The following is a 23864-nucleotide window of genomic DNA, read 5'->3' on the forward strand; positions in this document are numbered from 1 at the left end:
TGGCGCCGCTCCAAGCCTCAGCGCGTCGTGAGAACGCTCTGCTGCTCCTTGGTTGCTTCAACCCGTCGCTTGTTTCTTTTGACGGGACCTCACACCTCCACCGCTCTTCGTCCGTTGCCTCCCCTTCCAGGGACTCCTCTTCCCCTCGCCGTAGCGAAGGACACAGGCACTTTCGGCTCAGGCGTTTACGGTCTCCCGAATTCGCTCCTCACTTCCAGCCGCAACCGACGCAGTGGAAGCGTCAGTTCCTAAACTTTTTTGGTTGTCCAGGTTCTACCGCTCCACCCCTTCCGGGGCTCTCGCGGCGCGTCGCCTCCCGGCGACTCAGAAAACTTACAACACCGTCGGCTCGCGCCTCTTGATCTCGTAAGCCTGCTCCCCGCTCGAGCTCTCGCTCTCTGGGGCGCAGTCCAAAATCATACCACCTGCTTCGGCGGGGCCTTCGCCTCCAGCGCTTCGGCCCAGGGCATGAAGCGCTCCAGAGTCTCCTGCCGGTTGGCCACCAGCACAGGGAAATCCGTCTGGGCTTGGTCTGTTCCGGCCTGCAGTCCTTGTGGGCTTGGTCCGAGCCAGCGCAGGGGACAGCCCAGTTCCTCCAGCACCAGCCAGGCCGCCGCCAGGTCCCAGATCTTTGGTGTGGCCTCCAGCGCCGCCATCGTCTGGCCCATGGCCACCGACACCAGGTTCAGGCTGGCCACGCCCAGCAGGCGGATCTTGCCGGGGAATGGCCGATCCGGCAGTTTCTGAAGCACCCGGATCGATCGGCTGCAGAGGGAGGCACAGCCGGCGTTGTGCACCTGCTCGGCCGGGGGCGGAATGGCATTGCCGTTGCGCCAGGCACCCTGTCCCCGGATGGCCACGATTCGCTGCCGCAGCGGTGGCACATCAAGGATCGCCAGCACCGGCACTCCGGCCTCGAAGCGGGCGATCGAGATCGCCCAGTAGGGAATTCCGGCGGCGAAGTTGGTGGTGCCATCGAGGGGATCCACCACCCAGTACGCCGGGGTGGCGGGCACCTGCTGCCGGCCTTCCTCGCTGAGCACCCCTTCCCCCGGGAACAGCTGGGCCAGCCCCTCCACCAGGGTGGCATCACTCCAGCGATCACAGGCGGTGATGAAGGAACCATCGGCCTTCAGATCGGGCTGGCTGTGGCCGAAATCGGCGCGTTGTCGCTCGGCGACCCGATCGATCAGGGCCTCCAGGCGGGGATCGAGCAGGTGCGGGGATAGGGATGTCATCCGAGTTCCAGCTCCAGGACCTGGCTGAGGCTGCGGGAGGTGTCCTCCCGGAACTGGCGAACATTGACACGGGCGAGCAGCACCAGGGCCGCCAGGGCCACCAGCAACTCCACACCCAGGACAAGGGCGAAGGGCCCATACGGGCCATCCCCCAGCGGCAGGGAGCGGCCGATGTCGTAGAGGCCACCGCCGAGCAGCTTGCCAATGGCCCGTGACAGAGCCTGGGCCAGGCCCCAGACCCCGACGAAGGTGCCGGCGGCCTGGGGCAGGGTCAGGTCGAGCATCAGGCAAAGGGCACTGTTGGTGCCGATGCCAGCCGCCAGTCCAAACAGCACCATCACGGCCTGAAGAAAGGGGATCTTGGCCGTCAGACCCGCCACGAGCAGCAGGAGCAGGGACAGGGCGATCAGCTGGCAGCCGAGCCGGGCGGTGGCCATCTTGCCCATCACTGGCACCACCCAGAGTCCCGCCAGCAGCAGGCCCACCAGGGTGCCCACACCCCAGAAGGCGTTGAGCTGGGCCGTGGCGGCGATCGGCATGGCGAAGACCTGGGCGCCGTAGCTCTCGAGAACCGGATCCTGCAGGAACAGGGCCAGGGTGAACAGGATCAGGAAGGAAAAGAAGATCAGCACCTGGCGGCTGGAGGTGATGAGCGTCCAGGACTGCCGCAGGCCGATGGCGTCCTCCCGCCTGGCCGGTAGGCCGTCGCTGCGCTCGCGCAGGGGCGACTCCATTCCCCAGGTGGCCACCACGGTGAGAAGCATCACGGCGGCGGCCACGATCGTCATGAAGCGGGAGAGGACCGCCTGGAGCACCACTGGATCGCTGACCCCATCCAGGGAGCGCAGGCTCACGCCGATGGACACCGCACCGATGACGATGCCGACGGTGAGCATGCACCAGATGATGCTCACCGCCCGGGGCCGTTCCTGTTCGCTGGTGCGGTCGATCACCAGGGCCAGATAGGGGGTGGTGGCAATGGAAATCGCGAGGCCGTACAGGGCGAACAGGCCGCAGAGGGCTGCGATGCCAAGGGCGAGGCCGGGCTGGCTGCCGTCCTGCAGCAGGCGTCCCACCTGGAAGATCAGGGGCACCGACAGCACCGCCAGCAGGCAGAACGCCGCCGTGCCGATCAGCACGTAGGGAACCCGGTGACGGGACGCCAGGGGATGGGCATCGGAGATCTGGCCGAACAGCACCCGCGATGGGGCCACGAACTGCTCGAAAGCCAGGGCGCCACCCACCAGCAGCCCGGGAAAGTCCAGCTCACTGAGCATGATCCGATTGAGCAGGCCGGAAAAGATCACCGCCAGACAGCCAAGACATCCCTGGAAGAGTCCGAGGCGCACGGTGGCGGGGAGGGTCAGACCGGAGCGGAGATGGGGCGACAACGGGCCTCAGGACCCCGGCGGCATCGCCTCAGACCCGATCGGGCTGCCGGCACGGCAGGCCGGAATCAGGGGCTGGGGCTCCACCGGTATCTCAGAGGCGCCTGCCGGCTTGGGACTGGTGGCGGGAAGGGACTGACGCTGGCAGAGGCCGACCTGGTCGAGGCCGGTGAAGCGCCGCAGCCGGGCCAGGGCCTTGTTGTAGTCGGAGATGGCCGTCGACCAGCGCACTTCTGCCTGGGTGAGGTCGCGCTGGGTGTCCACCACCTCCCGCTGGGTGGTGACGCCGGCCTGGAAGCGCAGGCGGGCCAGACGCAGGGACTCCCTGGTGGAAATCACCTCGCGGGAGGTGGTGGTGATGTTGCGGTTGTTCTTCTCGAGTTCGTAGAAATTGGTTTCCACCTGCTGGCGGATGGCGTCCCGCTGCTGGGCGAACCGGAAGCTGTTCTCTTGGGCCACCTGCTTCTGGCGGCGATAGTTGGCCCTGGCGGCACCGCCATCGAAGAGGGACCAGCTGAGGTTCAGGCCCACCGTATTCTCCACCGACCAGCTGTCATTGCCGAAGTTCACACCTGGGGTGCTGCGGTTGGCGAACTGGACACCACTGGTTCGACCCCCGGTGAGGCCGTAGGCGATGTTCAGGAAGGGCTGGACCTGGCCCAGGGCGGTGTTCGCTTCGCTGTTAGCGATGGAGATGTTGAGCAGGACATTGTCGAGCTCCTCCCGGAAGGCGTAGGCCGCGATGATGCTCTCCTGCAGCGAGGGCAGCCAGGAGCCCACCACCCGCGACGGCTCCTTGGAGGTGGGCGTCACGTCCTGGGGCAGATCGAGCAGGGCGGCCAGGGCGCGGCGGGCGATGGCCTGGTCGGCCAGACCCTGGGTGAGCACCTGCTGGTCGCGGGCCAGCTGGGTTTCGGCTTCCAGCACCTCCAGCTTGGTGGCCACGCCGGCCTGGAAGCGGGCCTTGGCATCCCGCAGACTCACCAGCGACGATCGCACCGACTCCTGGCCGATGCGGACCGTCTCATCGGAAACCTGAAGATTAAAGAAGGCCTCCGCGGCCTCCAGGCGGCGGGTCCGCAGACCGATCAGGTACTGGTTCTTGGCCTGCTCAAACCGGTCACGGGCCGCGGCGATCTGCGGTGTGCGCGTGGGGTTGATCAGGCCCCAGCTGGCCTGGAGAACGGCCTGCATCCGCCAGATGCTGGTGATTGTGTTGCCTTGCTCCTGGCCGGTGCCCGTGAAGGCACTGCTGAACTGCTGACCGCCGGTGTAGGTGGGCAGGCTGTTGGCATTCAGCTGGATGGTCGGATACCAGAGGGCGATCTGGGCGCGCAGGGCCGACTGGGCCTGCTCCACCTGGCTGGCGATCGCCTTGAGCTCGGGATTGTTGACTTCGACCAGGGTTTCCACATCGGCCAGGCCGAGGGGCCGCAGTTCCCGGATGCGCACCTGGGAGGGCTTGACCGGCAGGGCCAAGGGATTGGGAGCCTTCAGATCCAGCAGGGCGGGCGGCAACTCCTTGGCGGCGGGAGCCAGCACGCTGGGGTTCGATTTCGGCCGCGGTCCCTTGACCTCCGGGGCCAGGGGCAGGGCCTCGGGAGCTGGAAGGACCGGGCTGGCGGGGGCCGGAGCCGTCTGGGCGCGCAGCGGCAGTGTCTGGAAGCCAACCGACGGGAGCACCACCAGTGCCGCGAGCAGGAGTGGTTGGCGCCTCACGTTGGACCGTTCGCTTCCGCCCGAGCTTAAGCACCTCCCCGTGGGGTGCCGAGGCAGCCGGCCACCAGATCGTCCGCACCCCCCAGCAACCGGACCGGCACAGGCAGACGGTCGCGCAGGTCGGCGAGCGTGGTGTCGTCCAGAAACACCTCCTCCCCCTCCCGCAGCATCACCCGCGGCAGCAGCAGTTCCTCCCCCAGGTCACGGTTGCTGAGCCCCTCGATCAGATCGGAGCCGGTCAGCAGCCCGGTGACCACCTGTTCCTGGCCCCAGTAGGGGCTGGGCAGGCCATGGAGGACCAGCTCCAGCCCCTCGACCCGGTTGAGCCGCTCCACCACCGGTTGCAGGGCCTCGGCCACGAGGCGGCCCACCACCCAGCTGCAGCGGCGCGGGGTGGGGATGCTGGCGGGAAGCTCCCGGGTGGCGCCCTCCAGGTCCTCCAGGAAGGCGCGGATGCTGCCGACGCCGTTCTCCTGCTGGGGCAGATCCTCGTAGCTGGCCCGCGGCGGCAGGGGCCGGCCGGCAATCAGGAACCACTCATCGGACAGCCAGGCGAAACGGCTGCCGCTGCTGGCCTGGAAGGCGGGCTGCAGCCTCTCCACCCGCGCGATCACCTCCAGGGCCCCGGCGGGGTCGACCGGGCGCAGCGCGTCCCCATCCGGCCGGAACCGGGTCAGGCCTACGGGAACCACGGCCGTGGAGAGCACCGCCGGCCAGGGCCCGGTGGCGAAGCGCGCCAGGTCGGTGAGGGTCCGCTCCAGGGCCTCGCCGTCGTTCAGCCCCGGACACACCACCACCTGGGCGTGGATCTGGAGGCGCCGCTCGGCGAACCAGGCCAGCTGCTCCAGCAGCAGGCCGGCCCGCGGGTTGACCAGGAGGCGGCTGCGCAGCTCCGGGTCGGTGGCGTGGACCGAGACGAACAGGGGGGAGAGACGCTGCTCCTCAATCCGGCTCCAGTCGGCCGGCGTCAGGTTCGTGAGGGTGAGATAGGAGCCGTAGAGAAAGCTGAGCCGGTAGTCGTCGTCCTTTAGGTAAAGGCTGTCGCGCCGCCCCGGCGGTTGCTGGTCGATGAAGCAGAAGGGGCAGTGGTTGTTGCACTGGCGCAGGCCGTCGAACAGGGCCTCGCTGAAGCCCAGCCCCAGCCCTTCATCCAGATCCTTCTCCAGCTCCACCACATGCAGGGTGCCGTCGGGGTCCTCCACCTCCAGCACCAGTTCCTCCTCCCCCTGCAGCACCTGGACGTCGATCAGGTCCCGCGGCCGGATCCCGTTGATGCTGCGCAGGCGATCACCGGGCTGAAAGCCCAGCTCCTCAGCGATCGAGCCGGGCTCCACCGTGGCCACAAGGGCGGGCCGGGGCTGGGTGACGGGCCCGGCAAGGGCAAGGGAGGGCTCCTTCCACACGGGGGTGACGGCGAGGGCGACAGGACTGTGGCTTCAGTGTGGCGGCCCCACCCCCTCAGGGTGTGACGCCCTCCAGCCCCCGGAACCCGAGCAGGATCACCAGCCCGAACAGCAGTCGGTAGATCACGAAGATCCAGGTGCTGTTCTGCTGCAGGAAGCGGAGCAGCCAGGCGATCGCCAGCCAGGAAACCACCGCCGCCGCGGCGATGCCCACCAGCATCGGAATCACACCGCCCGTTTCGACCGAGCCGAAGGCGGCCTTGAGCTCCACCAGTCCGGCCAGGGTGATGGCGGGAATGCCCAGCAGGAAGGAGAAACGCGCCGCGTCGGAGCGCTGCCAGCCATCAAACAGCGACGCCGTCAGGGTGCTGCCCGAGCGCGAGACGCCGGGGATCAGGGCCAGGGCCTGGGCCAGTCCCACCAGCAGACCGTCCCGGGGGGTGACGGCCTCGAGCAGGCGGCGGCGACGACCCACCAGTTCGGCCAGCGCCAGCAGCAGCGCCATCACGATCGAGACGATGGCGATCGACGTCAGGCTGCGTAGGGGGGAGGTCTCGTAGCTGGGCAGCAGCACCTTGATGGCCAGACCGGCCAGCAGGATCGGTACCGTGCCCAGGACGATCGCGACCCCCAGCCGGGCCGGTGGATCGTTCCACTGGCCGTGGCGGAAGGCGCGGGCCACGCCGGTGCCCACCTCGGCCAGATCCTTGCGGAAGTAGCCGAGCACCGCGGCGATGCTGCCCAGCTGGATCACGGCCGTGAACGCCACCCCGGGATCACCCCAGCCCAGGAACACCGGGACCACCTTGAGGTGCGCCGTGCTGCTGATCGGCAGGAACTCCGTGAGCCCTTGAACGACCCCCAAAACGAGGGCGTGCCAGCAGGCCTCGACCAGGGGCAGGGAGGAGGCCGTGGCGACCAGCGGCATGGGGGGAGCCGATACTGCGGCCGACCCTATGGCCGGACGGGTCACGGAAGCACCCCCCGATCCCTTTAAGGTTGCACAACTTTCTTCACAACCAGTTGCTCGGGGTCCCACCCACCCTTTCGACCCGCCCCCCGGCCCTGCCGGGACTGCGGATGGCTGCGGCCGCGCCAGCCATACCGGCCGCGGCCGTGCTGCCCCTGACGGCCGCCCTTCTGGTCACCGTGCCGGTGTTCCTGCAGGCCCCCTGGGTGCGGGCCGCGCCCATGGCGGCGGCCCTGTTCACCCTCCCCCTGATGGCCCTGGCCCTCCTTCTGGAGCGCCGGGGACAGGGCCAGTGGCAGCAACTGGGTGTGCTGCTGGTGGGCTTCTGCGGCAGCTGGCTGGGCGGCTGCCTGTTCTGGGGCTGGGTCCGGCTTCACCCGGTGATGCATCTGCCGATCGAGGCCTTCGCCCTGCCCCTGGCGGTGGCGGGCCTCGGGGGCCGCTGGCGGCTGGCGGGCGCCTTTTATCTGGGCTCCCTGCTCGGCACCGCGAGCACCGATGGGGTCATGGCCGCCGCCGGACTCATGGACCTCTGGCCCCAGGTTCTCAATGCCCCTCTGGCCGAAGCGCCCCTGCTGCTGCAGGGTGCCGCGATCCAGGTGCTGCAGCCCTGGCCGCTGGCCCTCGTCGGCCTGACGGCCAGCCTGCTGGTGCTGATCTGCCGCCGCCTCTGGAGCCAAGGAGGCGCCTGGCGGGTCGCCGCCGCAGCCCTGGGCACCACCCTGGCCGTCGACGCCCTGTTCCTGGGGGCGGCCCTGCTGGCCCCCCACCTCAGCGGCCTGATCTGAAGATCTGCAAAAGCGGAGCCTCCGGCGTGGGGAGACCAGGGGGGTTTCTGTAACGTTGCACGGGTGGTCTGCGGATCACCGCCCTGTCCCTGCCAGGGTCCCCTGGTTCTTCCCCTAAACGGAGTGTCGTGATGAAGCGGCTGCTTGCCTGGTTGATGAGTGGTGTGGTCCTGGCCGGTCTGCTCATGACCCTGGTTCTGCCCGGTGCCGCCCTCGCCGCGGAACGCCGCAACGAGATCGACGACAAGCTCGCCGAGAGCGTCGGCAAGGTGGATCTCAACAACGCTTCAGTGCGTCGTTTCCAGCAGTACCCCGGCATGTACCCGACCCTGGCCGGCAAGATCGTTCTCGGCGGGCCCTACGACAGCGTCGACGACGTGCTGGGTCTGGATCTGACCGATCGCCAGAAGGAGCTGTTCAACAAGTACAAGGACAACTTCACCGTGACCCCGCCCGCGATCGCCCTCAACGAGGGCTTCGATCGCATCAACGACGGCGTCTACCGCTGATCCCTCGGACGGCGCGGCGATCCCTGGCAGCCCCTGCCAACCACCGTCCCCTCACCATCCTCTGCGAACCGCCGTCAGCACGGCGGTTTTTTTTGTGGGTGGCAGACGGCCGCCGCCCGTCCCATAGGCTCTCCACCACAAGTCACGGTGCAACGGGGTGAAGCAGCCGCTTGGATGAGCCGGATCCACGCATGGCCTGCCACTGGGATGTGGTGGTGGTGGGCAGTGGCGCCGCAGGACTGATGACCTGCCTGGAGTTGCCTGCCCAGCTGAAGGTGCTGCTGCTCAGCAAATCCAGCAGCCCACCGTCCGCCAGCCGCTGGGCCCAGGGCGGCATCGCCGCCGTGACCGGAGCCGACGACAGCTTCGCCAGCCACATCGCCGACACCCTCAAGGCCGGAGCCGGCCTGTGCGATCCGGAGGCGGTGGACGTGCTGGTACGGGAAGCGCCCGCCTGCGTCGAGCGGCTGGTGCAACTGGGCATGGACTTCGACCGCACCCCCCAGGGCCTGAGCACCACCCTCGAAGCCGCCCACAGCCACCGCCGGGTGCTGCACGCCCAGGACCGCACCGGTGGCGCGCTGGTGGATGCCCTGGAGCGGGAGGTGCGGCGCCGGCCGGGGCTGGAGCAACGCAAAGGCATTCCCGCCCTGCAACTGTGGGTGGAGAACGGCCGCTGCGTCGGACTGCAGGTGCTGGAAGGCGACCGCCTGCGCTGGCTGCGGGCCGGTGCGGTGGTGCTGGCCAGTGGCGGCGGCGGCCATCTGTTTGCCCACACCACCAACCCGACCCAGGCGAGCGGCGATGGCGTGGCCATGGCCTGGAGCGCCGGGGCCAGGGTGCGGGACCTGGAGTTCGTGCAGTTCCACCCCACGGCACTGATGCTGCCGGACGCCCCCCATTTCCTGATCAGCGAAGCCGTGCGCGGCGAGGGGGCGCGGCTCTTCGACGGGGCTGGCCGCTCTCCGGTGGCGCAACTGGAGGGGGGCGACCTCGCCCCCCGGGACCAGGTGAGCCGCGCCCTGGCCCGTTGCATGGCGGAGCAGGGGGTGACCCACCTGTGGCTCGACCTGCGGCCAGTGGGCCGCGAACGTCTCGACCGGCAGTTTCCGACCATCCTGCGCCGCTGCCGTGAGCTGGGGCTGTCGCCCTGCGACGCCCCGATCCCCGTGGCGCCGGCCGCCCACTACTGGATGGGGGGCGTCGGCACCGACCTGCAGGCCGCCACCAGCCTGGACGGTCTCTTTGCCGTGGGTGAAGTGGGCAGCACAGGGGTCCACGGGGCGAACCGCCTGGCCAGCAACTCCCTGATGGAATGCCTGGTCTTCGCCCGCCGGCTACGCCATCTGTGCCCCCAGCCCCTCCCCCCTGAGCAGCAGGGCACGGCCGCCGCGGCCCCGCCGCTCAGCCAGGCTGAACTGCAGGCCTGCCCGGACGAGGCCAGCCTGATCGCTTCAATCGGCGATCTGCGGCGGTTGTGCTGGCAGGTGGCCGGGGTGGAGCGGCGCGGGGTGGATCTGATCGACGCCCTGCGCCGGGTCCGCAGCGAACGCTCCGGCCATGAGCGTTCCCCCCTGCTGCGCCGGGCCCACGATCTGCCGCCCGATCAGGAGCTGCAGCTGACGACGGACCAGGGCCGCCGCCTGCTGCTGCTGCAGGATCTGCGCCAGCGGCTGGTGCTGGCGGAGCTGCTGATGGAGGCCGCCGCCTTCCGGGTGGAGAGCCGGGGCGGCCATCACCGCACCGATGCCCCGACCCCCCAGCCGTTCTGGCGGCGTCACACGCTGCAGGAACGGGGCCGATCCCCCTTCACCGGTCCGGTGGGCCAGGCCTGAGGGGAAGGCCTCAGTTGACGGGGGCTGCAAGATTCTTGAAGCCGCTCAGGGCGGCGAGCTGGGCGAGGGTCTTCTGGCCGGAATCCAGCTGGCCCTTGATCTCCCAGGTGGGGAAGCCCTGGATGTTCTTGCTGGCGCAGAGCGCCGCCTGGCTGTTGCGGCCATCGGGCGCGCATTCGACGATCTTGAGCTTCGCCGTTGCCTCCTTGCCGAAGAGTTCCTTCTGGTCGTGGCAATGGGGGCACCAGTAGGCCGAATACATCACCGCTCCGGAGGCGGTGAGGTGTTCGGCGAGGGCCAGGGTGGCCGGGGTGCTGGCGGCGACCACCGGGATCGGCATGCCGGGGCCGGTGGTGGCCTCGGGGCGATTCATGGAGGTGGCCCAACCGAGCCCGATCAGGCCGACGGCCAGGGCGGTGAGCACGCCGCGGAAGATCAGGGCCCCAGCGTCCTCCCATTCGCCGCCGATCAGGCTCAGCACAAACAACGCCACACTGATCAAGGCCGACATCAGACAGAAGGTGCAGAAGGCCTTGATCTGAAAGGCCATCACCCCCACCAGCACGAGGCTGAAGATCGCCATGCCGGCGCTGAGCAGGAACAGGCCCCACCAGCTGAGGCCATTGACGCGGGTGCGGGCCTCGCCCTTCAGCACCAGCGGCAGCAACGCCATCACCAGCACCGACCCGTAGGCCAGCAGACCGAACAGGGACAGGGGCTGGCCGAAGACACTCCCCCAGGGGCTGTTGAGCACCTTGTCGCAACCCTCGGCCCCTCCAGGGCAGGAGAGGCTGCCGATCACCCCCCAGCGATTCAGGGTGATCGATCCGGTGTCGATCACGCCGATGGTGGCCAGCACGGCCATCACCACCCGCGCCCAGCGCCGACCCGGCTCGGGTCGGCGGCGCGTCGTGAGGCGGCTGGCGAGGCGGGTGGAAGTCACAGGCACGGACGTGTCGCGGGTCGATTCTCGCAGCCGCGGGGGCTTGCATAGGGTGGACATCGGCGTTTGCGCCCACGCCCCTGGTGCCGGCCCGCCGGCCCGTTCCCCTTTCCACCCGCAGCAGCATGTCCCCCCAGCCCAGCCGAGAACGGCCCACCGTGGCCTTCACCCACCTGGGTTGCGAGAAGAATCGGGTGGACACCGAGCACATGCTCGGCCTGCTGGCCGAGGCCGGCTACGGCGTCAGTGCCGACGAAAGCGAGGCGCGGGTGGTGGTGGTGAACACGTGCAGCTTCATCCAGGACGCCCGCGCCGAATCGGTGCGAACCCTGGTGGAACTGGCCGAGCAGGGCAAGGAACTGATCATCGCCGGCTGCCTGGCCCAGCATTTTCAACAGGAACTGCTCGAATCCCTGCCGGAAGCGAAGGCGATCGTCGGCACCGGCGACTACCAGCACATCGTGGAGGTGCTGGAGCGGGTCGAGGCCGGGGAGCGGGTCAACAGGGTCAGCGCGGTGCCCACCTTCGTGGGCGACGAACACCTGCCCCGCTACCGCACCACCTCCGAGGCGGTGGCCTACCTGAAGGTGGCCGAAGGCTGCGACTACCGCTGCGCCTTCTGCATCATCCCCAGGCTGCGGGGCGACCAGCGCTCCCGCACGATCGAATCGATCGTGGCCGAAGCCCACCAACTGGCCGCCCAGGGCGTCAAGGAGCTGATCCTGATCAGCCAGATCACCACCAACTACGGACTGGATCTCTACGGCAAGCCGCGCCTCGACGACCTGCTGAGGGCCCTCGGGGAGGTGGAGATTCCCTGGATCCGGGTCCACTACGCCTATCCCACCGGCCTCACCGACACCGTGCTCACCGCCTACCGGGATATCCCCAACGTCCTGCCCTACCTCGATCTCCCCCTGCAGCACAGCCACCCGGAGGTGCTGCGGGCCATGAACCGTCCCTGGCAGACCGGGGTCAACGGCGCCCTGCTGCAGCGCATCCGCGACCAGCTGCCCGACGCCGTGCTGCGCACCACCTTCATCGTCGGTTTCCCTGGGGAAACGGAAGAGCAGTTCGAGCATCTGCTGGCGTTCGTGGCCGAGCAACGCTTCGACCACGTGGGCGTGTTCACCTTCTCCCCGGAGGACGGCACCGCCGCCGCCGAACTGAGCAACCCCGTGCCGCCGGAGATCGCCAGCGAGCGGCGGGACCGTTTGATGGCCCTGCAGCAACCGATCGCCGCCGAGCGCAACGGCGCCTGGGTGGGCCGGATCGTGGATGTGTTGATCGAGCAGGAGAACCCCTCCAGCGGCGAGATGCTGGGCCGCTGCGCCCGCTTCGCCCCAGAGGTGGACGGCGAGGTGCATGTCAGCCCCGGTGAGGGTGGACTCTGCGCCGCACCCGGGACGATGGTGCCGGTGCGGATCACCGCCGCCGACACCTATGACCTGCGTGGCGTGGTGGTGGGGGCCGGCGTGATGGTGCGTGAGGCCCAGGACGCCACGCGGAGCCGGGCTTGAGTCCCGGCAACGGAGACGGCTGGCTGCGACGGCACCAACGCCCCCTTTTCCTGCTCGCCTCCGGCCTGAGCACCTCCGGATCCTTCGCCGGGCTGACGGCCAAGGGCTGGATCCTGATGGCCGGCACCGGCAACCCGCTGCTGCTGGCCCTGCACTTCGCCGCCCTGGCCCTGCCCAGCCTGCTGGTCAGCGGCCGGGCGGGGGTGCTCACCGATCGGCTGGGCTGCGAAACCATGCTGATCCGTTCCCAATGGGGACTGTTCGGTGGTGCAGCCCTGGGGGCCCTGGCCATTCCCCTGCTGCAGGGAACGGGGCAGGTGGTCCTGTTGCTGCTGAGCACGCTGGTGGTGGGCGTGTCCAGCTCCTTTGAGCTCACAGCTCGCAGCAAGTACTGCTCCCTGCTGGTGGAACGGCCGGAGCAGGTGGCGCCCTATCTGGCCAGCTTCTCGGTCGTGTTCAACGTCGGCAAGCTGGTGGGCCCTCCGCTGGGAGGCTGGCTTGTGGCCCTCTCCGGACCCGCCATGGCCCTGGCGATCGATGCGGCGTCCTACCTGCTGCCGATCGCCACCGTGATCTGGTTGCTGCGGCCCCACTGGGAGCTGGAGCAGCGCAGCGCCGGGGGTGACGGGGCCAGCCTCGGTGCCGCCTGGCGGGACTGCGGCTCCACCCTGCGCCACGTGCTGCGCTTCACCACCGTGGCCTGCCTGGTGGGCTTCTTCCATCCGGGCCTGGCCCCCCTGATCGCCGCCGACGTGGTCGGGCCCTCGCCGCAGGCCCTCGGCCTGTTCACCAGCGTGCTGGCGGCCGGCAGCATCGCCGGCGGTGTGGTGCTGCAGCGCAACAGCCTGGCCCTGAGCGAGCGCCCGGTGCTTCTGCTGGGGGGCTGCGCCGTGGTGGTGGCCCTGGCCCAGTTGGGGATGGCAGCGGCCTCCAGGGGCACGGTGGCCCTGGCGATGGCCCTGTTGATCGGTGCCGGCACGGCGGGCCTGCTGGCCGGCTCAAACCTGATTCTCCAGGTGGGGGCACCCATGGCCCTGCGCGGCCGCATGGCCGGTCTGGGGCAGATCGCCTTCCTGGGCGGCGGCGGGGTGAGTGGCCTGCTGGCCGCCGCCCTGGCGATGACCCTGGGACTCCAGGCCACCTTCGCCCTGCTCGGCGGCCTGGGGCTGGTGGTGGGGGTGCTGGAACTGGGGCGGAACGGAGCCCTGCGGCTCAGATCAGCCTGACGCCCTTGAGCACGACCGTGGCCAGGAAGGCGGCGGTGAGCCCGCCACCGACGAGCGCCAGATAAATCACCACACCCACGGCCGCTGCTGCGAGGAACGGGATCATTACAGCAGAGGATCCGCCCCCTCCCACCCCCATGGCCCGGGAGGAGGCGGTAGAACGACCTGACATTTCCTGAAACCTCCTAGGGTTGCGGCGCAGCGGGACCTGCTCAAGACACCCCCTTCCCCTGCCGCGCAATCGCCCACGGCCCTTCCACAACGCACCTGCAGCATGCGCACCCTCTTCATCTATCCCGAATTCCCGAAGACGTTCTGGAGCTACGAAAAGATCCTCGAGCTGGTGAACCGCAAGGTCCTGCTTCCGCCTCTGGGGATGGTAACGGTGGCGGCGCTGCTGCCCCAGACCTGGGAGATGAAGCTGGTGGACCGCAACGTCCGGGAGGTGACCGAAGCGGAGTGGAACTGGGCGGAGCTGGTGGTGATCTCCGGGATGATTGTCCAGAAGGCCGACATGGCCGCCCAGATCGCCAAGGCGAAGCAGCGGGGTCTGCCGGTGGCAGTGGGTGGGCCTTTCGCCAGTTCCACCCCGGACGCCCCTGAACTGCAGCTGGCCGACTTCAAGGTGCTCGACGAGGGTGAAATCACCCTGCCGATGTTCATCGAGGCGATCGAGCGCGGCGACCGCCAGGGACGTTTCAGTGCCGATGGCGAAAAGCCTGACGTCACCGGTACCCCCATCCCCCGCTTCGATCTTCTCGAGCTCGACGCCTACGACTCCATGTCGGTGCAGTTCTCGCGGGGCTGCCCGTTCCAGTGCGAGTTCTGCGACATCATCGTGCTGTACGGCCGCAAACCCCGTACGAAGGCCCCCGAGCAACTCGTTGCCGAGCTCCAGTACCTCTACGACCTGGGCTGGCGGCGTTCCATCTTCCTGGTCGACGACAACTTCATCGGCAACAAGCGCAACGCCAAATTGCTGCTGCCCGCGATCAAGCGCTGGCAGATCGACCACGGCTACCCCTTCAGCTTCGCCACCGAGGCCTCGGTGGATCTCGCCTCCGACGACGAAATGATGAAGATGATGGCGGAGGCCCGCTTCGACAGCGTCTTCCTTGGTATCGAGACGCCCGATGAGGCCAGCCTCGAAACGGCCGGCAAGCTGCAGAACACCCGCAGCTCACTGGAGGAGTCGGTCGACCGGATCACCGCCTATGGCATCCGCGTGATGGCGGGCTTCATCATCGGCTTCGACGGCGAAAAGCAGGGCGCCGGCGATCGGATCGTCGAATTCGTCAGCCGCACCGGCATCCCCGCCGCGATGATGGGGATGCTTCAGGCCCTGCCGAACACGGGGCTCTGGCATCGGCTGGAGAAAGAGGGCCGTCTGGTGCAGGAAAAAACCGACGCCAAGGGCGTCAACCAGACGAATCTGCTCAACTTCGTGCCTACCCGGCCGATCCGCCAGATCGCCAATGAGTACGTGGATGCCTTCTGCCGCCTCTACGAACCCAACGCCTACATCGATCGGGTTACGCACTACTACCTGAAAATGGGCCAACCCCGCTGGCAACAGTTCGTTCCGGCGGCGGCCTTCGGCAAGGCCAGCCTGCCCAGCTGGACCGATGTCCGCGCCCTGCTGATCGTGATCTGGCGTCAGGGCCTGAAGCGTGACACCCGCGGCCGTTTCTGGCGTTCCCTGCTCACCATCGCGCGCCGCAATCCCAACAACCTCGAGCAGTTCCTGGTGACCCTCGCCCACAACGAGCACTTCCAGGAGTACCGGGGTGTGGTGACCCGGGAAATCCAGGACCAGCTCGCTGCCCTGCCCCCGGAACCACCCGAAGGGTCCCGCGCCACCAGCCGCGAACTGCAGCCCGCCTAGCTCGGGGTACGTTTGATCTGACGCCTACGAGGCGCAGTGATGCGGCAACCACAAGTCACGAACGCTGGGCTCACCAAGCTCGTCGCCCTGGCTTCCATTGGGGGTGTCGGCCTGTAGGCCCTGGCCTTCAGTCGCTGGGACAGCATCGGGCCCCAGTCGATGATCTGTCGCCATAGCGATGACCCCACGGGGCAGATCGATTTCAGGGCGGATGAGGGCCAGGGCGACGACCGGGTCCGCTTTGCCGACGGCCAGCCCCTGCCGGTGAGAACCTCCCGTGATCAGATCTCGTTTCTGGAGAAGGAGTCCAACAACTTCCACCTCTCCGACAATGACGGCGATGAGGTAGCCATGGGCCATGCCCCGACCAGCCAGCAGCTTCCCGGCATCGCGGCGCTGAAGCCCCAGACGGTGCTGCATCCGGACCAACACCACGACGTGGAGCACCACACCACGATTGACCGTCGGGCCCTGACCTTCCAGGAAAACGCCATGCAGAAAGGCGGCGGGCGCGGAGCCTTGATGATGAATGGCCGCTGCCGGATCGTGGCCTCCGCCTGAGTCCGGGCCCCGCCCGATGCGCCCGTCTAGTCCTGCTCGTAGGGCAGGCCCTGCAGCAGGCAGAGCTCGGCCTTCTGCAGCTCCCGGCCCAGGTAGAGGGCATGGTCGAGCCGCGACAGGGGATGGGGCCCCTCTGCCTCGGTGAGGGCGATGCCGAGTTCCTTGGCACTGCGGCCCCGGTAGGTGGCCAGCGGCGAGCGCGGGTCGCTGCCCCGGCAGCTGATCACCTCGCCGGTGTCGGGGTCGGTGGCCAGCCCCCGCTCATCGATGCCGTTGGCGTAGTGCTCGGCCACCAGCTCACCGGCGGCGGCATCCACCTTGATCAGGAAGTAGCCCGACGGGTCGAGGGCGATGAAACGCTGGGAAAGCGCCTCATCCAGGCTCAGGCGTGGGCACGGGTCGCGGTGCATGGGGGGGATCGTAAGCAGCGGTGAAGGGGAGCTCCGCGTTCATCGCCGCAATCGCCTGCTGCATCTCCTGGTTGGCGCCCGGGAGCCACTCCCGCAGGATGGCGTCGAAGCGGGGGTCGTACCAGCGGTGCAGGCTGGCCCGGGGCTGGGCCACGAAGCCGCGGCGCCGTTTATGGCTGCCGCCGGCCCCGGGATCGAAGCTCTCCAGGCCCCGCTCGATCGCCCAGGCGATCGGGGCGTAGTAACAGACCTCGAAGTGCAGGTTGTCGAGCTCGATGTCACTGCCCCAGTAGCGGCCCCAGAGGCCCGTGGCATCGTGCACGCAGAGGGACATCGCCAGGGGCTGCATCGGCTCACCCCGGTGGGCGCTGAACAGCACCAGGTGCTGGCGCAGGTCGGTGGCGGCCGCCTGGAAGAAGGACTCGGTGAGGTACTTGCTGCCCCAGGGACCCCAGCGGCTGCAGTGCTGCTCATAGAAGCCGTGCATCCGCTCCAGCAGCTGCGGCGGGATGTCCTCGCCCGCCAGGGGGGTGACCGTCAGCCCCGCCTCCGCCACCGAGCGGCGCTCGCGGCGGATGTTGCGCCGCTGATTGGCATTGAAGCTGGCCAGATAGGCCTCGAAGTCGGCATGGCCCGGGTTGCGCCATTCGCTCTGCTGGTTGATCCACAGCGCGCAGCCGGCGGCCTCCGCCAAGGGCTGCCAGGCGGGATCCACATAGAGAAAGTTGCAGCTGAGAATCCGCTGTCGCCGGCAGAAGCTGTCGATCTCGGCCAGCATCAACGCCGTCAGGGCGGCGGCGTCCTCGCCGGGGGCCACATGGAAGCGGTAGCCCTGCACCGGACTCACCGGGCTCATGCCGACGAGCTTGGGGTAGTAGCCCAGGCCCAGCTGGCCGGCCAGCTGGGCAAAGGATTGGTCGAAGACGAACTCCCCGTAGCTGTGACCCTTCAGATACAGGGGCGCCAGGGCCACCAGCCGCCCCTGGCGCCAGAGCCCCAGATGGCAGGGCTGCCAGCCCTGGCGGGGCACGATGCTGCCACTGGCCTCCAGGTGGTGCAACCAGCGCCAGCCATAGAAGGGGCGATCCAGCGGCTCGGCCCCGGCCACTCCGGTGCCCCCCACCAGGGCCTGCCACTGGTCTTCAGGGATGTCCTGCGTTGCCTTGTGCCAACGGACTTGCAGCTCGGCCATGGCCGGTGAAGACACAGGGGGACGGGGCAGGCGCAAAACTAACGGTTGATTCCCTGCGACCGAGCGTCTTTCCCCCGCCATGGCCAAGCCCCTGCGGATCCTGATGCTCCTGACGGCCGCCACGGCGCTGGTCCTGCCCCCGGGGCCCGCCAGGGCCGGGCTGCTGCGCCCGGTGCTGCTGCTGCTGCGTCCCCAGCTGGAGAACCAGCTGACCCGGGTCTGCGTGGAGACGGCCTCCGCCGGCCGGGTGGATCTGGTGAAGAGCCTGCAGGATCCCTGCCGCAAGCTGGCGGTACCCACCAGCAAATGCCTGATCGAGGAGACCGACAACAGCGGCCGCAGCCTGGGGGTGCTCACCGAGATGGTGAGCGGCCGCTTCGGCGATGACAGCGAAGAAGTGGTCAAACGCTGCCTGGCCAGGATGTTCGGCCTCCCCACCGACAGCCTGCGGGACATGCCGCTGCGGGAACTGGGCAAGCGTTTTGGCAGCGGCAGCCTCGGCCTTCAGGAGGTCGCGCCCTGATCTCCGGGGCGCCGCCAGCGCAGCAGCAGTTCGTCCCCCGGCAGCGCCCGGTGCTCCACCAGCCGCCAGCCGGCGCGGGCCTCCGGGGCCACCCGGGTGTCGGCCGGCAACCAGCCATGGGCCCCTCCGAGCAGCCGGGGGCAGACGGTGAGCTGGAGTTCATCGAGCAGGTCTTCGGCCGCCAGGGAGGCCGCCAGCTGCGCGCCCCCCAGCACCACGAGCCGTCGCTGCCCCAGTCCGCCCAGGGCCTCCAGGGCCTGGCCCCAGCTCTCCAGGGGCAGGTGGCGCTCGAAGCCAGCCGCAGGGGCCGCGGGGGGCAGCGCAGAAGCCTGCAGCAGCCAGCGCTGCAGGGGCTGGCGGAAGAAGGGCAAAGCGGCGGGCAAGCGGCCGCTACGGCTGACGGCGATGGCGATCGGCTGGGGGGAGCGTCCCTGGCGGCGACGGGCCTCGACCAGCGCGGGCCGGTGGATCAGGCAGGTGCTGCCGTGGCGCCGCAGGGTCTCGGCTCCCACCAGGGCGGCGTCGGCCCAGGCCAGAGCCTCCTCCAGCACCTGCCGGTCACCGGCGCCTCCCAGCTGGGCCGCCCCGCCGTCGGCTGGGGCGAGGCGGCCATCGAGGCTCACCGCCAGCACGAGCCGCAGCTCCGGCGTTGCCGCCGGACTCAAACGGCCGCGAGGGCTTCCAGGGCCGCCGGCAGCATCTCCAGCTGCGGCGTCTCGGCGAAGACCTCAGCGGCGTTGTTGGGGCTCTCCTGCAGCCGCACCTTGTGCAGCCGGGCGCCGGTGGCGGCGATCGGGGTGCTGAGCAGGTCGGCGATGTGGAGCGCGATGTTCTCGGCCGTGGGAACGCAGCCGGCGAAGTGCTCCACGTCCTTGTTCAGGAAGGTGTGGTCGAAGGGCTCCACCACCAGGTCGGCCACCAGTCGCTGCAGCTCGGCCAGGTCGCAGACCATGCCGGTGCGCGCATCGATCGGACCCCGCACGGTGACATCGAGCAGGTAGTTGTGGCCGTGGCCGTGGGGGCGGGCGCACTTGCCGTAGATGGCCTCGTTTTCGCTCTGGCTGAGCTCCGGCCTGGCCAGGCGGTGGGCCGCGGCGAAGTGGGTGCGGATCGAGAGGAAAGCTTCCATGGGATCAATGGTGGGACCGCAGAGGACGTCGGCCCAGAGGTTGGTTTGTTCGTGGAGCCGCAGGGCCACCAGCGGCAGATGGGGGGCGAGCCGTTCGCGGATGGCCAGCAGCAGGGCTTCGGTGGTGGGCAGCCGCCCTTCGGGCCGGGAGAGGTCGAACTCGGGCCAGACGTCGTTGAGGAAACGGAAGTCGAGGGGGTCACTGACCTCCCGGCGGATGGCATGCTTGACGTCGGAGAGGTTGAGCACCATGCCGTCGCCGTCGAGGGGACCGCCCATCGCGACGGTGAGCTCGTAGTTGTGGCCATGGCCCGGGGCCAGGCTGCAGCGGCCGAAGCGTCGCGCGTTCTCGGCGTCGTCGAGTTCCGGCAGCCGGTAGAGGTGGCTGGCACTGAAGGTGGCCCGGCGCGTGATCACACAGGGCCGGCCGCGCCCGTGGGCGGCGCTGGTGGGGGAAGGTGCCGCGGGAGAGGCGGTCAACCGGGTTGCGGTCATCGCCGAGGGCCAGGGGACGCCCATCCTAGAAACGGGGTCAGGAATGCCGCCGACCGCGCCCGCATGGCCCCTGACGCCGCCGCTTCTCCCAGCCACCGGGCCCTGGCCCGCCGCCTCGATGGCCTCAACATCTATCTGGTGGGGATGATGGGAGCCGGCAAGAGCGCCGTGGGGCGGCCCCTGGCCGAGGCCCTCGGCTATCGCTTCATCGATGCCGACGCCACCCTGACCGAGGCCGCCGGTCGGCCGATCGCCGAGATCTTCAGCAGCGATGGCGAGGAGGCCTTCCGCGCCCTCGAGACCAGCGTGCTGAATGGCATCGCCAGCTGGCATTCCCTGGTGGTGGCCACCGGCGGTGGGGCGGTCACCCGGCCGGAGAACTGGGGTCACATGCGCCAGGGGGTGGTGGTGTGGCTCGACGCCCCCGAAGCGGAGCTGCTGCGGCGCCTGGCCGCCGATCCCACCCGGCGGCCCCTGCTCGACGCTCCCGATCCTGCCGGCCGCCTGCAGGCCCTGCTGCAGGAGCGCCGGCCGCTGTACGCCCAAGCCGACCTGGCCGTGGTGCAGGCAGGGGGCCAGCCCTCCGAAGTGGCGCTGCAGGTGCTGGAGGCCCTGCCCTCGGTGCTGCGCGACCCCCGCCAGCCCCCAGAAGCTCCCGGCTGAGCCCCCTGCGGCTGCCTCAGCCGGGGGGCTCCAGCCGCACCGCGAACCACTGGATCGCGCAACCCGGCGCCAGCTCCAGCTCACAGGCGGTGTCGATCAGCCGACCGGCGCGGGCTTCCGGATCGGCCAGGTCGGCCAGGTCAGCAGGAGGATCCCCCAGGGCCTCCACGTGACCCGCCAGCCAGAGCAGGGTTTCGGCCGCGGTGAGGATGCGCTCCCCCAGGCCAGGCTCCAGCACCACGTAATGGTCGAGCTCCCGCAGCAGCGGATCGGACAAGGCCAGGACAGCAGCGGAGCCCATCCTGGCGGGTGCGGAGCCCGCTGCGGTGCCGGGCCTCAGTCCCGACCCACCTCGGCCAGCAACCGGTCGCGCCAGGCGAACAGGGGCTCGAGCACGGGGTTGTCGGCAATGCCTTCGACGCCCCGTCCGGCGAGGGGGGCACCGGCACAGACGGGAAACTTCAGCAGGTACAGCTGGGCCACCACGGCGAGGTCGGCCAGGGTGAGGGCATCGCCCTCCAGGTAGGGACGCTCGGCCACCAGCAGGGCGAGCTGCTCGAGGCTGCGGTGCAGCTGCCGCAGCTCGCAGGGCCCGAGCAGGTCGCGCATCGCCTCGGTGGCGGAGCCGATCAGGCCACCCGGCAGGGCCCCCACCAGGTCACGCAGGGGCGCCGGGGTGGCCTCGGGCAGCAGGGCCGCCCGCAGCACTGGGTCGGCGGCCGCGGCCTGGAGCAGGGCCAGGCGGGCGCCCCGGGCCAGGGCGGTGTCGGCCCAGTCCTCCAGCAGCAGCACCCTGGCGCGGGCGATGGGATCGGCAGGCAGCAGGGGCGGTTGCGGGTGGGAGGCCTCCAGGTGCAGGGCAATGGCGGTGGAATCGGGGATCACCTCGCCGCCGTCGACCAGCACCGGCACCTGCCGCTGGCCGGAAAGACGGAACAGCTCCAGCTGCCCCAGGCCGGGGGTCACCTCGACGATCGTGGCGTCCAGACCCTTGCAGGCCAGCAGCAGGCGCACCTTCTCGCAGAAGGCGGAATGTCTGAACTGATGCAGCTCCATGGACCCTCGATGACGGCTGGACGTGGCCCTGGGCGGCAGAGTAGCCAGCATCCGACCAGGACCGACGCCGAGGCCATGAAAGAGTTTTTCGTCAATGTGACCCGCTATCCGCGCTACCTGATCGCCTTCAGCCTGGGGGTGTTCAACTCGGTGTTCGAACCCCTGGCCCGGCGGCGCAGCAACCCGGTCACGGCGGTGGCCCTGGTGGGCGCGCTGATCAGCGGGATGGTCTGCCTCACCCTGGTGCTGCGTGCCATGGTGCAAACCGGGCCGGTTTCGTAGTCATGGCACAGAGCCGACGGGTGGAACGGGTGGCGGCCCTGATCCGCCGGGAAGTGAGCGAGCTGCTGATCAGCGGCATCAAGGACGAGCGGGTCCAGCACGGCATGGTGAGTGTCACCAGCGTCGAAGTGGCCGGCGATCTGCAGCACTGCAAGATCTTCGTGAGCATCTTCGGCAGCGCCGAGGATCGGGAGGTGGCCATGGCCGGCCTGCAGGCGGCCTCCGTCTACGTGAAGGGGGAGCTGGGCCGCCGTCTCAAGATGCGCCGCACACCGGAAGTGGCCTTCGTTCTCGACCGGGGCCTGGAGAAGGGCAACACGGTGCTGGGGCTGCTGCAACGCCTGGAGGCGGAACGGCGCGAGCGCGGTGACGAGGAGGGCCCGGCGGATTCCGCAGATTCGGCGGGCGACACCGAATCCGACTCCGACTCCGACTCAGAAGCCTGACTCGCCCCATGGCGCCCTCGATCGAGCAGCAGCAGGCCCTGGACCTGGACCGCGCCGTCGCCGCCCTGCTGGTGGTGCGCTGCAGCGGCCATCCGGCCGATGGCCAGCGGCGCTATCCCCGCTGGGAGCTGGACAACGCCAGCCTGCGGCGCCTGCTGCAGCGCGGGGTGGGCGGGGTGATCCTGCTGGGGGGCAGCGCCGCCGAATTGCGGCTGCGCACCCGCCAGCTGGCGGCCTGGGCCAGGGAGCCCCTGCTGCTCTGCGCCGATGTGGAGGAGGGGGTGGGCCAGCGCTTTGAGGGGGCCAGCTGGCTGGTGCCGCCCCTGGCCCTGTCGCGGATTCACGCCGCCGACCCCGCCCTGGCCCTGGATCTGGCCCGGCGTTACGGGGCCTGCACGGGTCGGGAGGCCCGCCAGCTCGGACTCAACTGGGTGCTCGCCCCGGTCTGTGACGTCAACAACAACCCGGCCAACCCGGTGATCAACGTGCGGGCCTGGGGGGAAGACCCGGCCACCGCCGGTGCCCTGGCGGCCGCCTTCTGCCGTGGCGCCCAGGCCGAAGGGGTACTCACCTGCGCCAAGCACTTCCCCGGTCACGGCGACACCGCCAGCGACTCCCACCTGGAGCTGCCCCTGCTGCCCCACAGCCGCGCCCGCCTGGAGGCCGTGGAGCTGCCGCCGTTCCGGGACGCCATCGCGGCCGAGGTGGCGGCGGTGATGACCGCCCACCTGCTGCTGCCGGCCCTCGACGCCGAGCACCCGGCCACCCTGTCGCGGCCGGTGCTCACTGGGTTGCTGCGCCAGGAGCTCGGTTTCGAAGGGCTGATCGTCACCGACGCCCTGGTGATGGAGTCGATCGCCGGCCGCTACGGCGCCTCGGAAGCCGCCGTGATGGCCCTGGAGGCGGGGGCCGATCTGGTGCTGATGCCCGGCGATGCGGAGGGGGCGATCGACGCCATCGTCGCGGCCGTCCACAGCGGCAGGCTGGCTCTGGAGCAGCTGCAGGCCAGCCTGGAGCGGCGGCGCCTGGCCCTGGGCCGCTGCCCCGCCGGCGACGCCCCCAGCGCCTCCGCCCCCCTGGGCCAGCTCAGCAATGGCCCCTCCCCCGCCGACCAGGCCCTGGCCCTGGAGCTGGTGCAACGCAGCCTGGAGCGACAGGGACAGGGCCCGGTGCGCGGCCCCGGGGTGAACCTGATCCGGCTCGACAACAGCCTGGGCTGCCCCTTTCTGCCGGCGGGTGCTCCGGCCCTGGCCCTGCCGGCGGCCGCGGGATGGCGGGCCTGCCTGATCGACGGCCAGGGGCCCTCCCCCTGGAGCGGGGAGGGGGAGGCCCCCCTGGCCCTGGAGCGGCTGGGCGAGGGTCCGGTGCTGCTGCAGCTGTTCGTGCGTGGCAATCCATTCCGCGGCAGGGCCGACGGTCCGGATCCCTGGCCGGCGGTGATCCGCCAGCTGCAGGCCGCCGGCCGTCTGGCGGGCCTGGCGGTCTACGGCAGTCCCTATGCCTGGGAGGCCCTGCAGCCGCTGCTGGAGCCGGGCGTGCCGGCCGCCTGGTCCCCGGGCCAGATGGCCCTGGCCCAGGGCGAACTGCTGGGGCGCCTCGGCCTCGCCCCTGGCGGGGCCGTTGACACGGACTTCACCGACTGAGCCCTCACCGGCGCCTAGCCTCCTGGCACGACCGTCCTGC

25 protein-coding genes are annotated in these 23864 nt (G+C 69.7%); 12 read left to right on the plus strand and 13 right to left on the minus strand.

Translation table 11 applies throughout. The features are described 5' to 3' along the window. Nucleotides 1-416 precede the first annotated feature (416 nt). From KBZ12_RS01980 to KBZ12_RS02000, 5 genes are read right to left on the minus strand one after another with little or no spacing between them, the layout of a single operon-like run. Complete coding sequence (locus KBZ12_RS01980) at nucleotides 417-1238, minus strand: inositol monophosphatase family protein (RefSeq protein WP_254956032.1); 822 nt, start codon at nucleotides 1236-1238, stop codon at nucleotides 417-419. Further along, the gene (locus KBZ12_RS01985; RefSeq protein ID WP_254956033.1) at nucleotides 1235-2629 is read right to left on the minus strand and encodes a BCD family MFS transporter; all 1395 of its coding nucleotides are present in this window, start codon (nucleotides 2627-2629) and stop codon (nucleotides 1235-1237) included. The genes KBZ12_RS01980 and KBZ12_RS01985 overlap by 4 nt, the downstream gene beginning before the upstream one ends. Before the next feature lie 6 nt (nucleotides 2630-2635). Then, complete coding sequence (locus KBZ12_RS01990; RefSeq protein ID WP_254956251.1) at nucleotides 2636-4312, minus strand: TolC family protein; 1677 nt, start codon at nucleotides 4310-4312, stop codon at nucleotides 2636-2638. Nucleotides 4313-4371: 59 nt separating this feature from the next. After that, on the minus strand, nucleotides 4372-5748 hold the full coding sequence (locus KBZ12_RS01995) for a TIGR03279 family radical SAM protein (RefSeq protein WP_254956034.1): 1377 nt from the start codon (nucleotides 5746-5748) through the stop codon (nucleotides 4372-4374). 55 nt (nucleotides 5749-5803) lie between these two features. Continuing rightward, entirely contained in the window at nucleotides 5804-6676 is an 873-nt protein-coding gene (locus KBZ12_RS02000; protein ID WP_254956035.1) for an undecaprenyl-diphosphate phosphatase, read from the minus strand. A 152-nt stretch (nucleotides 6677-6828) separates the two neighbouring features. Between KBZ12_RS02000 and KBZ12_RS02005 the strand changes: the two genes are divergently transcribed. The 3 genes from KBZ12_RS02005 (at nucleotide 6829) to nadB (ending at nucleotide 9850) form a co-directional block, all read left to right on the plus strand. Continuing rightward, entirely contained in the window at nucleotides 6829-7506 is a 678-nt protein-coding gene (locus tag KBZ12_RS02005) for a DUF3120 domain-containing protein (RefSeq protein ID WP_254956036.1), read from the plus strand. Nucleotides 7507-7637: 131 nt separating this feature from the next. Next, entirely contained in the window at nucleotides 7638-8015 is a 378-nt protein-coding gene (gene psbU, locus KBZ12_RS02010) for a photosystem II complex extrinsic protein PsbU (protein ID WP_254956037.1), read from the plus strand. A gap of 191 nt (nucleotides 8016-8206) precedes the next feature. Then, nucleotides 8207-9850 carry an L-aspartate oxidase gene (gene nadB / locus KBZ12_RS02015; RefSeq protein ID WP_254956252.1) on the plus strand — a complete coding sequence of 548 codons (1644 nt, stop codon included), beginning with the start codon at nucleotides 8207-8209 and terminating at the stop codon, nucleotides 9848-9850. A 10-nt stretch (nucleotides 9851-9860) separates the two neighbouring features. On the opposite strand, the gene KBZ12_RS02020 is transcribed toward nadB, so the two are convergent. Beyond that, the gene (locus KBZ12_RS02020; RefSeq protein WP_254956253.1) at nucleotides 9861-10793 is read right to left on the minus strand and encodes a vitamin K epoxide reductase family protein; all 933 of its coding nucleotides are present in this window, start codon (nucleotides 10791-10793) and stop codon (nucleotides 9861-9863) included. Nucleotides 10794-10918: 125 nt separating this feature from the next. Between KBZ12_RS02020 and rimO the strand changes: the two genes are divergently transcribed. Next, on the plus strand, nucleotides 10919-12313 hold the full coding sequence (gene rimO / locus KBZ12_RS02025) for a 30S ribosomal protein S12 methylthiotransferase RimO (RefSeq protein WP_254956038.1): 1395 nt from the start codon (nucleotides 10919-10921) through the stop codon (nucleotides 12311-12313). After that, nucleotides 12310-13539 (plus strand): MFS transporter, encoded by a 1230-nt coding sequence (locus tag KBZ12_RS02030; protein WP_254956039.1) that lies wholly within the window; start codon nucleotides 12310-12312, stop codon nucleotides 13537-13539. Before rimO ends, KBZ12_RS02030 begins: the two co-directional genes overlap by 4 nt. On the opposite strand, the gene KBZ12_RS02035 is transcribed toward KBZ12_RS02030, so the two are convergent. After that, nucleotides 13526-13645 (minus strand): cytochrome b6-f complex subunit 6, encoded by a 120-nt coding sequence (locus KBZ12_RS02035; protein WP_216910333.1) that lies wholly within the window; start codon nucleotides 13643-13645, stop codon nucleotides 13526-13528. The genes KBZ12_RS02030 and KBZ12_RS02035 overlap by 14 nt on opposite strands. A gap of 168 nt (nucleotides 13646-13813) precedes the next feature. On the opposite strand from KBZ12_RS02035, the gene KBZ12_RS02040 reads away from it, so the two are divergent. Together KBZ12_RS02040 and KBZ12_RS02045 are read left to right on the plus strand one after the other, a co-directional pair. Further along, a complete protein-coding gene (locus tag KBZ12_RS02040; RefSeq protein ID WP_254956040.1) occupies nucleotides 13814-15424 on the plus strand; it encodes a B12-binding domain-containing radical SAM protein in 1611 nt (536 codons plus the stop codon). A 159-nt stretch (nucleotides 15425-15583) separates the two neighbouring features. After that, nucleotides 15584-15985 carry a hypothetical protein gene (locus KBZ12_RS02045; RefSeq protein WP_254956041.1) on the plus strand — a complete coding sequence of 134 codons (402 nt, stop codon included), beginning with the start codon at nucleotides 15584-15586 and terminating at the stop codon, nucleotides 15983-15985. 26 nt (nucleotides 15986-16011) lie between these two features. On the opposite strand, the gene KBZ12_RS02050 is transcribed toward KBZ12_RS02045, so the two are convergent. Both KBZ12_RS02050 and KBZ12_RS02055 read right to left on the minus strand, forming a co-directional pair. Then, complete coding sequence (locus tag KBZ12_RS02050) at nucleotides 16012-16395, minus strand: DUF4346 domain-containing protein (RefSeq protein WP_254956042.1); 384 nt, start codon at nucleotides 16393-16395, stop codon at nucleotides 16012-16014. Continuing rightward, a complete protein-coding gene (locus KBZ12_RS02055; RefSeq protein WP_254956254.1) occupies nucleotides 16358-17587 on the minus strand; it encodes a GNAT family N-acetyltransferase in 1230 nt (409 codons plus the stop codon). Before KBZ12_RS02055 ends, KBZ12_RS02050 begins: the two co-directional genes overlap by 38 nt. Before the next feature lie 79 nt (nucleotides 17588-17666). On the opposite strand from KBZ12_RS02055, the gene KBZ12_RS02060 reads away from it, so the two are divergent. Then, nucleotides 17667-18110, plus strand: a complete 444-nt coding sequence (locus KBZ12_RS02060; protein ID WP_254956044.1) for a hypothetical protein — start codon at nucleotides 17667-17669, stop codon at nucleotides 18108-18110. On the opposite strand, the gene KBZ12_RS02065 is transcribed toward KBZ12_RS02060, so the two are convergent. Both KBZ12_RS02065 and KBZ12_RS02070 read right to left on the minus strand, forming a co-directional pair. Further along, entirely contained in the window at nucleotides 18092-18775 is a 684-nt protein-coding gene (locus tag KBZ12_RS02065) for a RibD family protein (protein WP_254956045.1), read from the minus strand. The two genes, KBZ12_RS02060 and KBZ12_RS02065, sit on opposite strands and share 19 nt — an antisense overlap. Then, a complete protein-coding gene (locus KBZ12_RS02070) occupies nucleotides 18772-19734 on the minus strand; it encodes a 6-carboxytetrahydropterin synthase (RefSeq protein WP_254956046.1) in 963 nt (320 codons plus the stop codon). The genes KBZ12_RS02065 and KBZ12_RS02070 overlap by 4 nt, the downstream gene beginning before the upstream one ends. A 63-nt stretch (nucleotides 19735-19797) precedes the next feature. Between KBZ12_RS02070 and KBZ12_RS02075 the strand changes: the two genes are divergently transcribed. Next, entirely contained in the window at nucleotides 19798-20397 is a 600-nt protein-coding gene (locus KBZ12_RS02075; RefSeq protein WP_254956047.1) for a shikimate kinase, read from the plus strand. A 16-nt stretch (nucleotides 20398-20413) separates the two neighbouring features. On the opposite strand, the gene KBZ12_RS02080 is transcribed toward KBZ12_RS02075, so the two are convergent. Together KBZ12_RS02080 and KBZ12_RS02085 are read right to left on the minus strand one after the other, a co-directional pair. Continuing rightward, nucleotides 20414-20674, minus strand: a complete 261-nt coding sequence (locus KBZ12_RS02080) for a chlororespiratory reduction protein 7 (protein ID WP_254956048.1) — start codon at nucleotides 20672-20674, stop codon at nucleotides 20414-20416. Nucleotides 20675-20733: 59 nt separating this feature from the next. Next, nucleotides 20734-21453 (minus strand): glutathione S-transferase family protein, encoded by a 720-nt coding sequence (locus tag KBZ12_RS02085; protein WP_254956049.1) that lies wholly within the window; start codon nucleotides 21451-21453, stop codon nucleotides 20734-20736. 75 nt (nucleotides 21454-21528) lie between these two features. Between KBZ12_RS02085 and KBZ12_RS02090 the strand changes: the two genes are divergently transcribed. The 3 genes from KBZ12_RS02090 to KBZ12_RS02100 are packed head-to-tail and all read left to right on the plus strand — an operon-like array spanning nucleotide 21529 to nucleotide 23824. Then, a complete protein-coding gene (locus KBZ12_RS02090) occupies nucleotides 21529-21735 on the plus strand; it encodes a DUF751 family protein (protein WP_254956050.1) in 207 nt (68 codons plus the stop codon). A 2-nt stretch (nucleotides 21736-21737) separates the two neighbouring features. Beyond that, on the plus strand, nucleotides 21738-22181 hold the full coding sequence (rbfA, locus tag KBZ12_RS02095) for a 30S ribosome-binding factor RbfA (RefSeq protein ID WP_254956051.1): 444 nt from the start codon (nucleotides 21738-21740) through the stop codon (nucleotides 22179-22181). Between the two features lie 8 nt (nucleotides 22182-22189). Continuing rightward, complete coding sequence (locus tag KBZ12_RS02100; protein WP_254956052.1) at nucleotides 22190-23824, plus strand: glycoside hydrolase family 3 N-terminal domain-containing protein; 1635 nt, start codon at nucleotides 22190-22192, stop codon at nucleotides 23822-23824. Nucleotides 23825-23864: the final 40 nt, after the last annotated feature.

It is taken from the genome of Cyanobium sp. Cruz CV13-4-11 (assembly GCF_024346055.1).
Taxonomy (GTDB): domain Bacteria; phylum Cyanobacteriota; class Cyanobacteriia; order PCC-6307; family Cyanobiaceae; genus Cyanobium.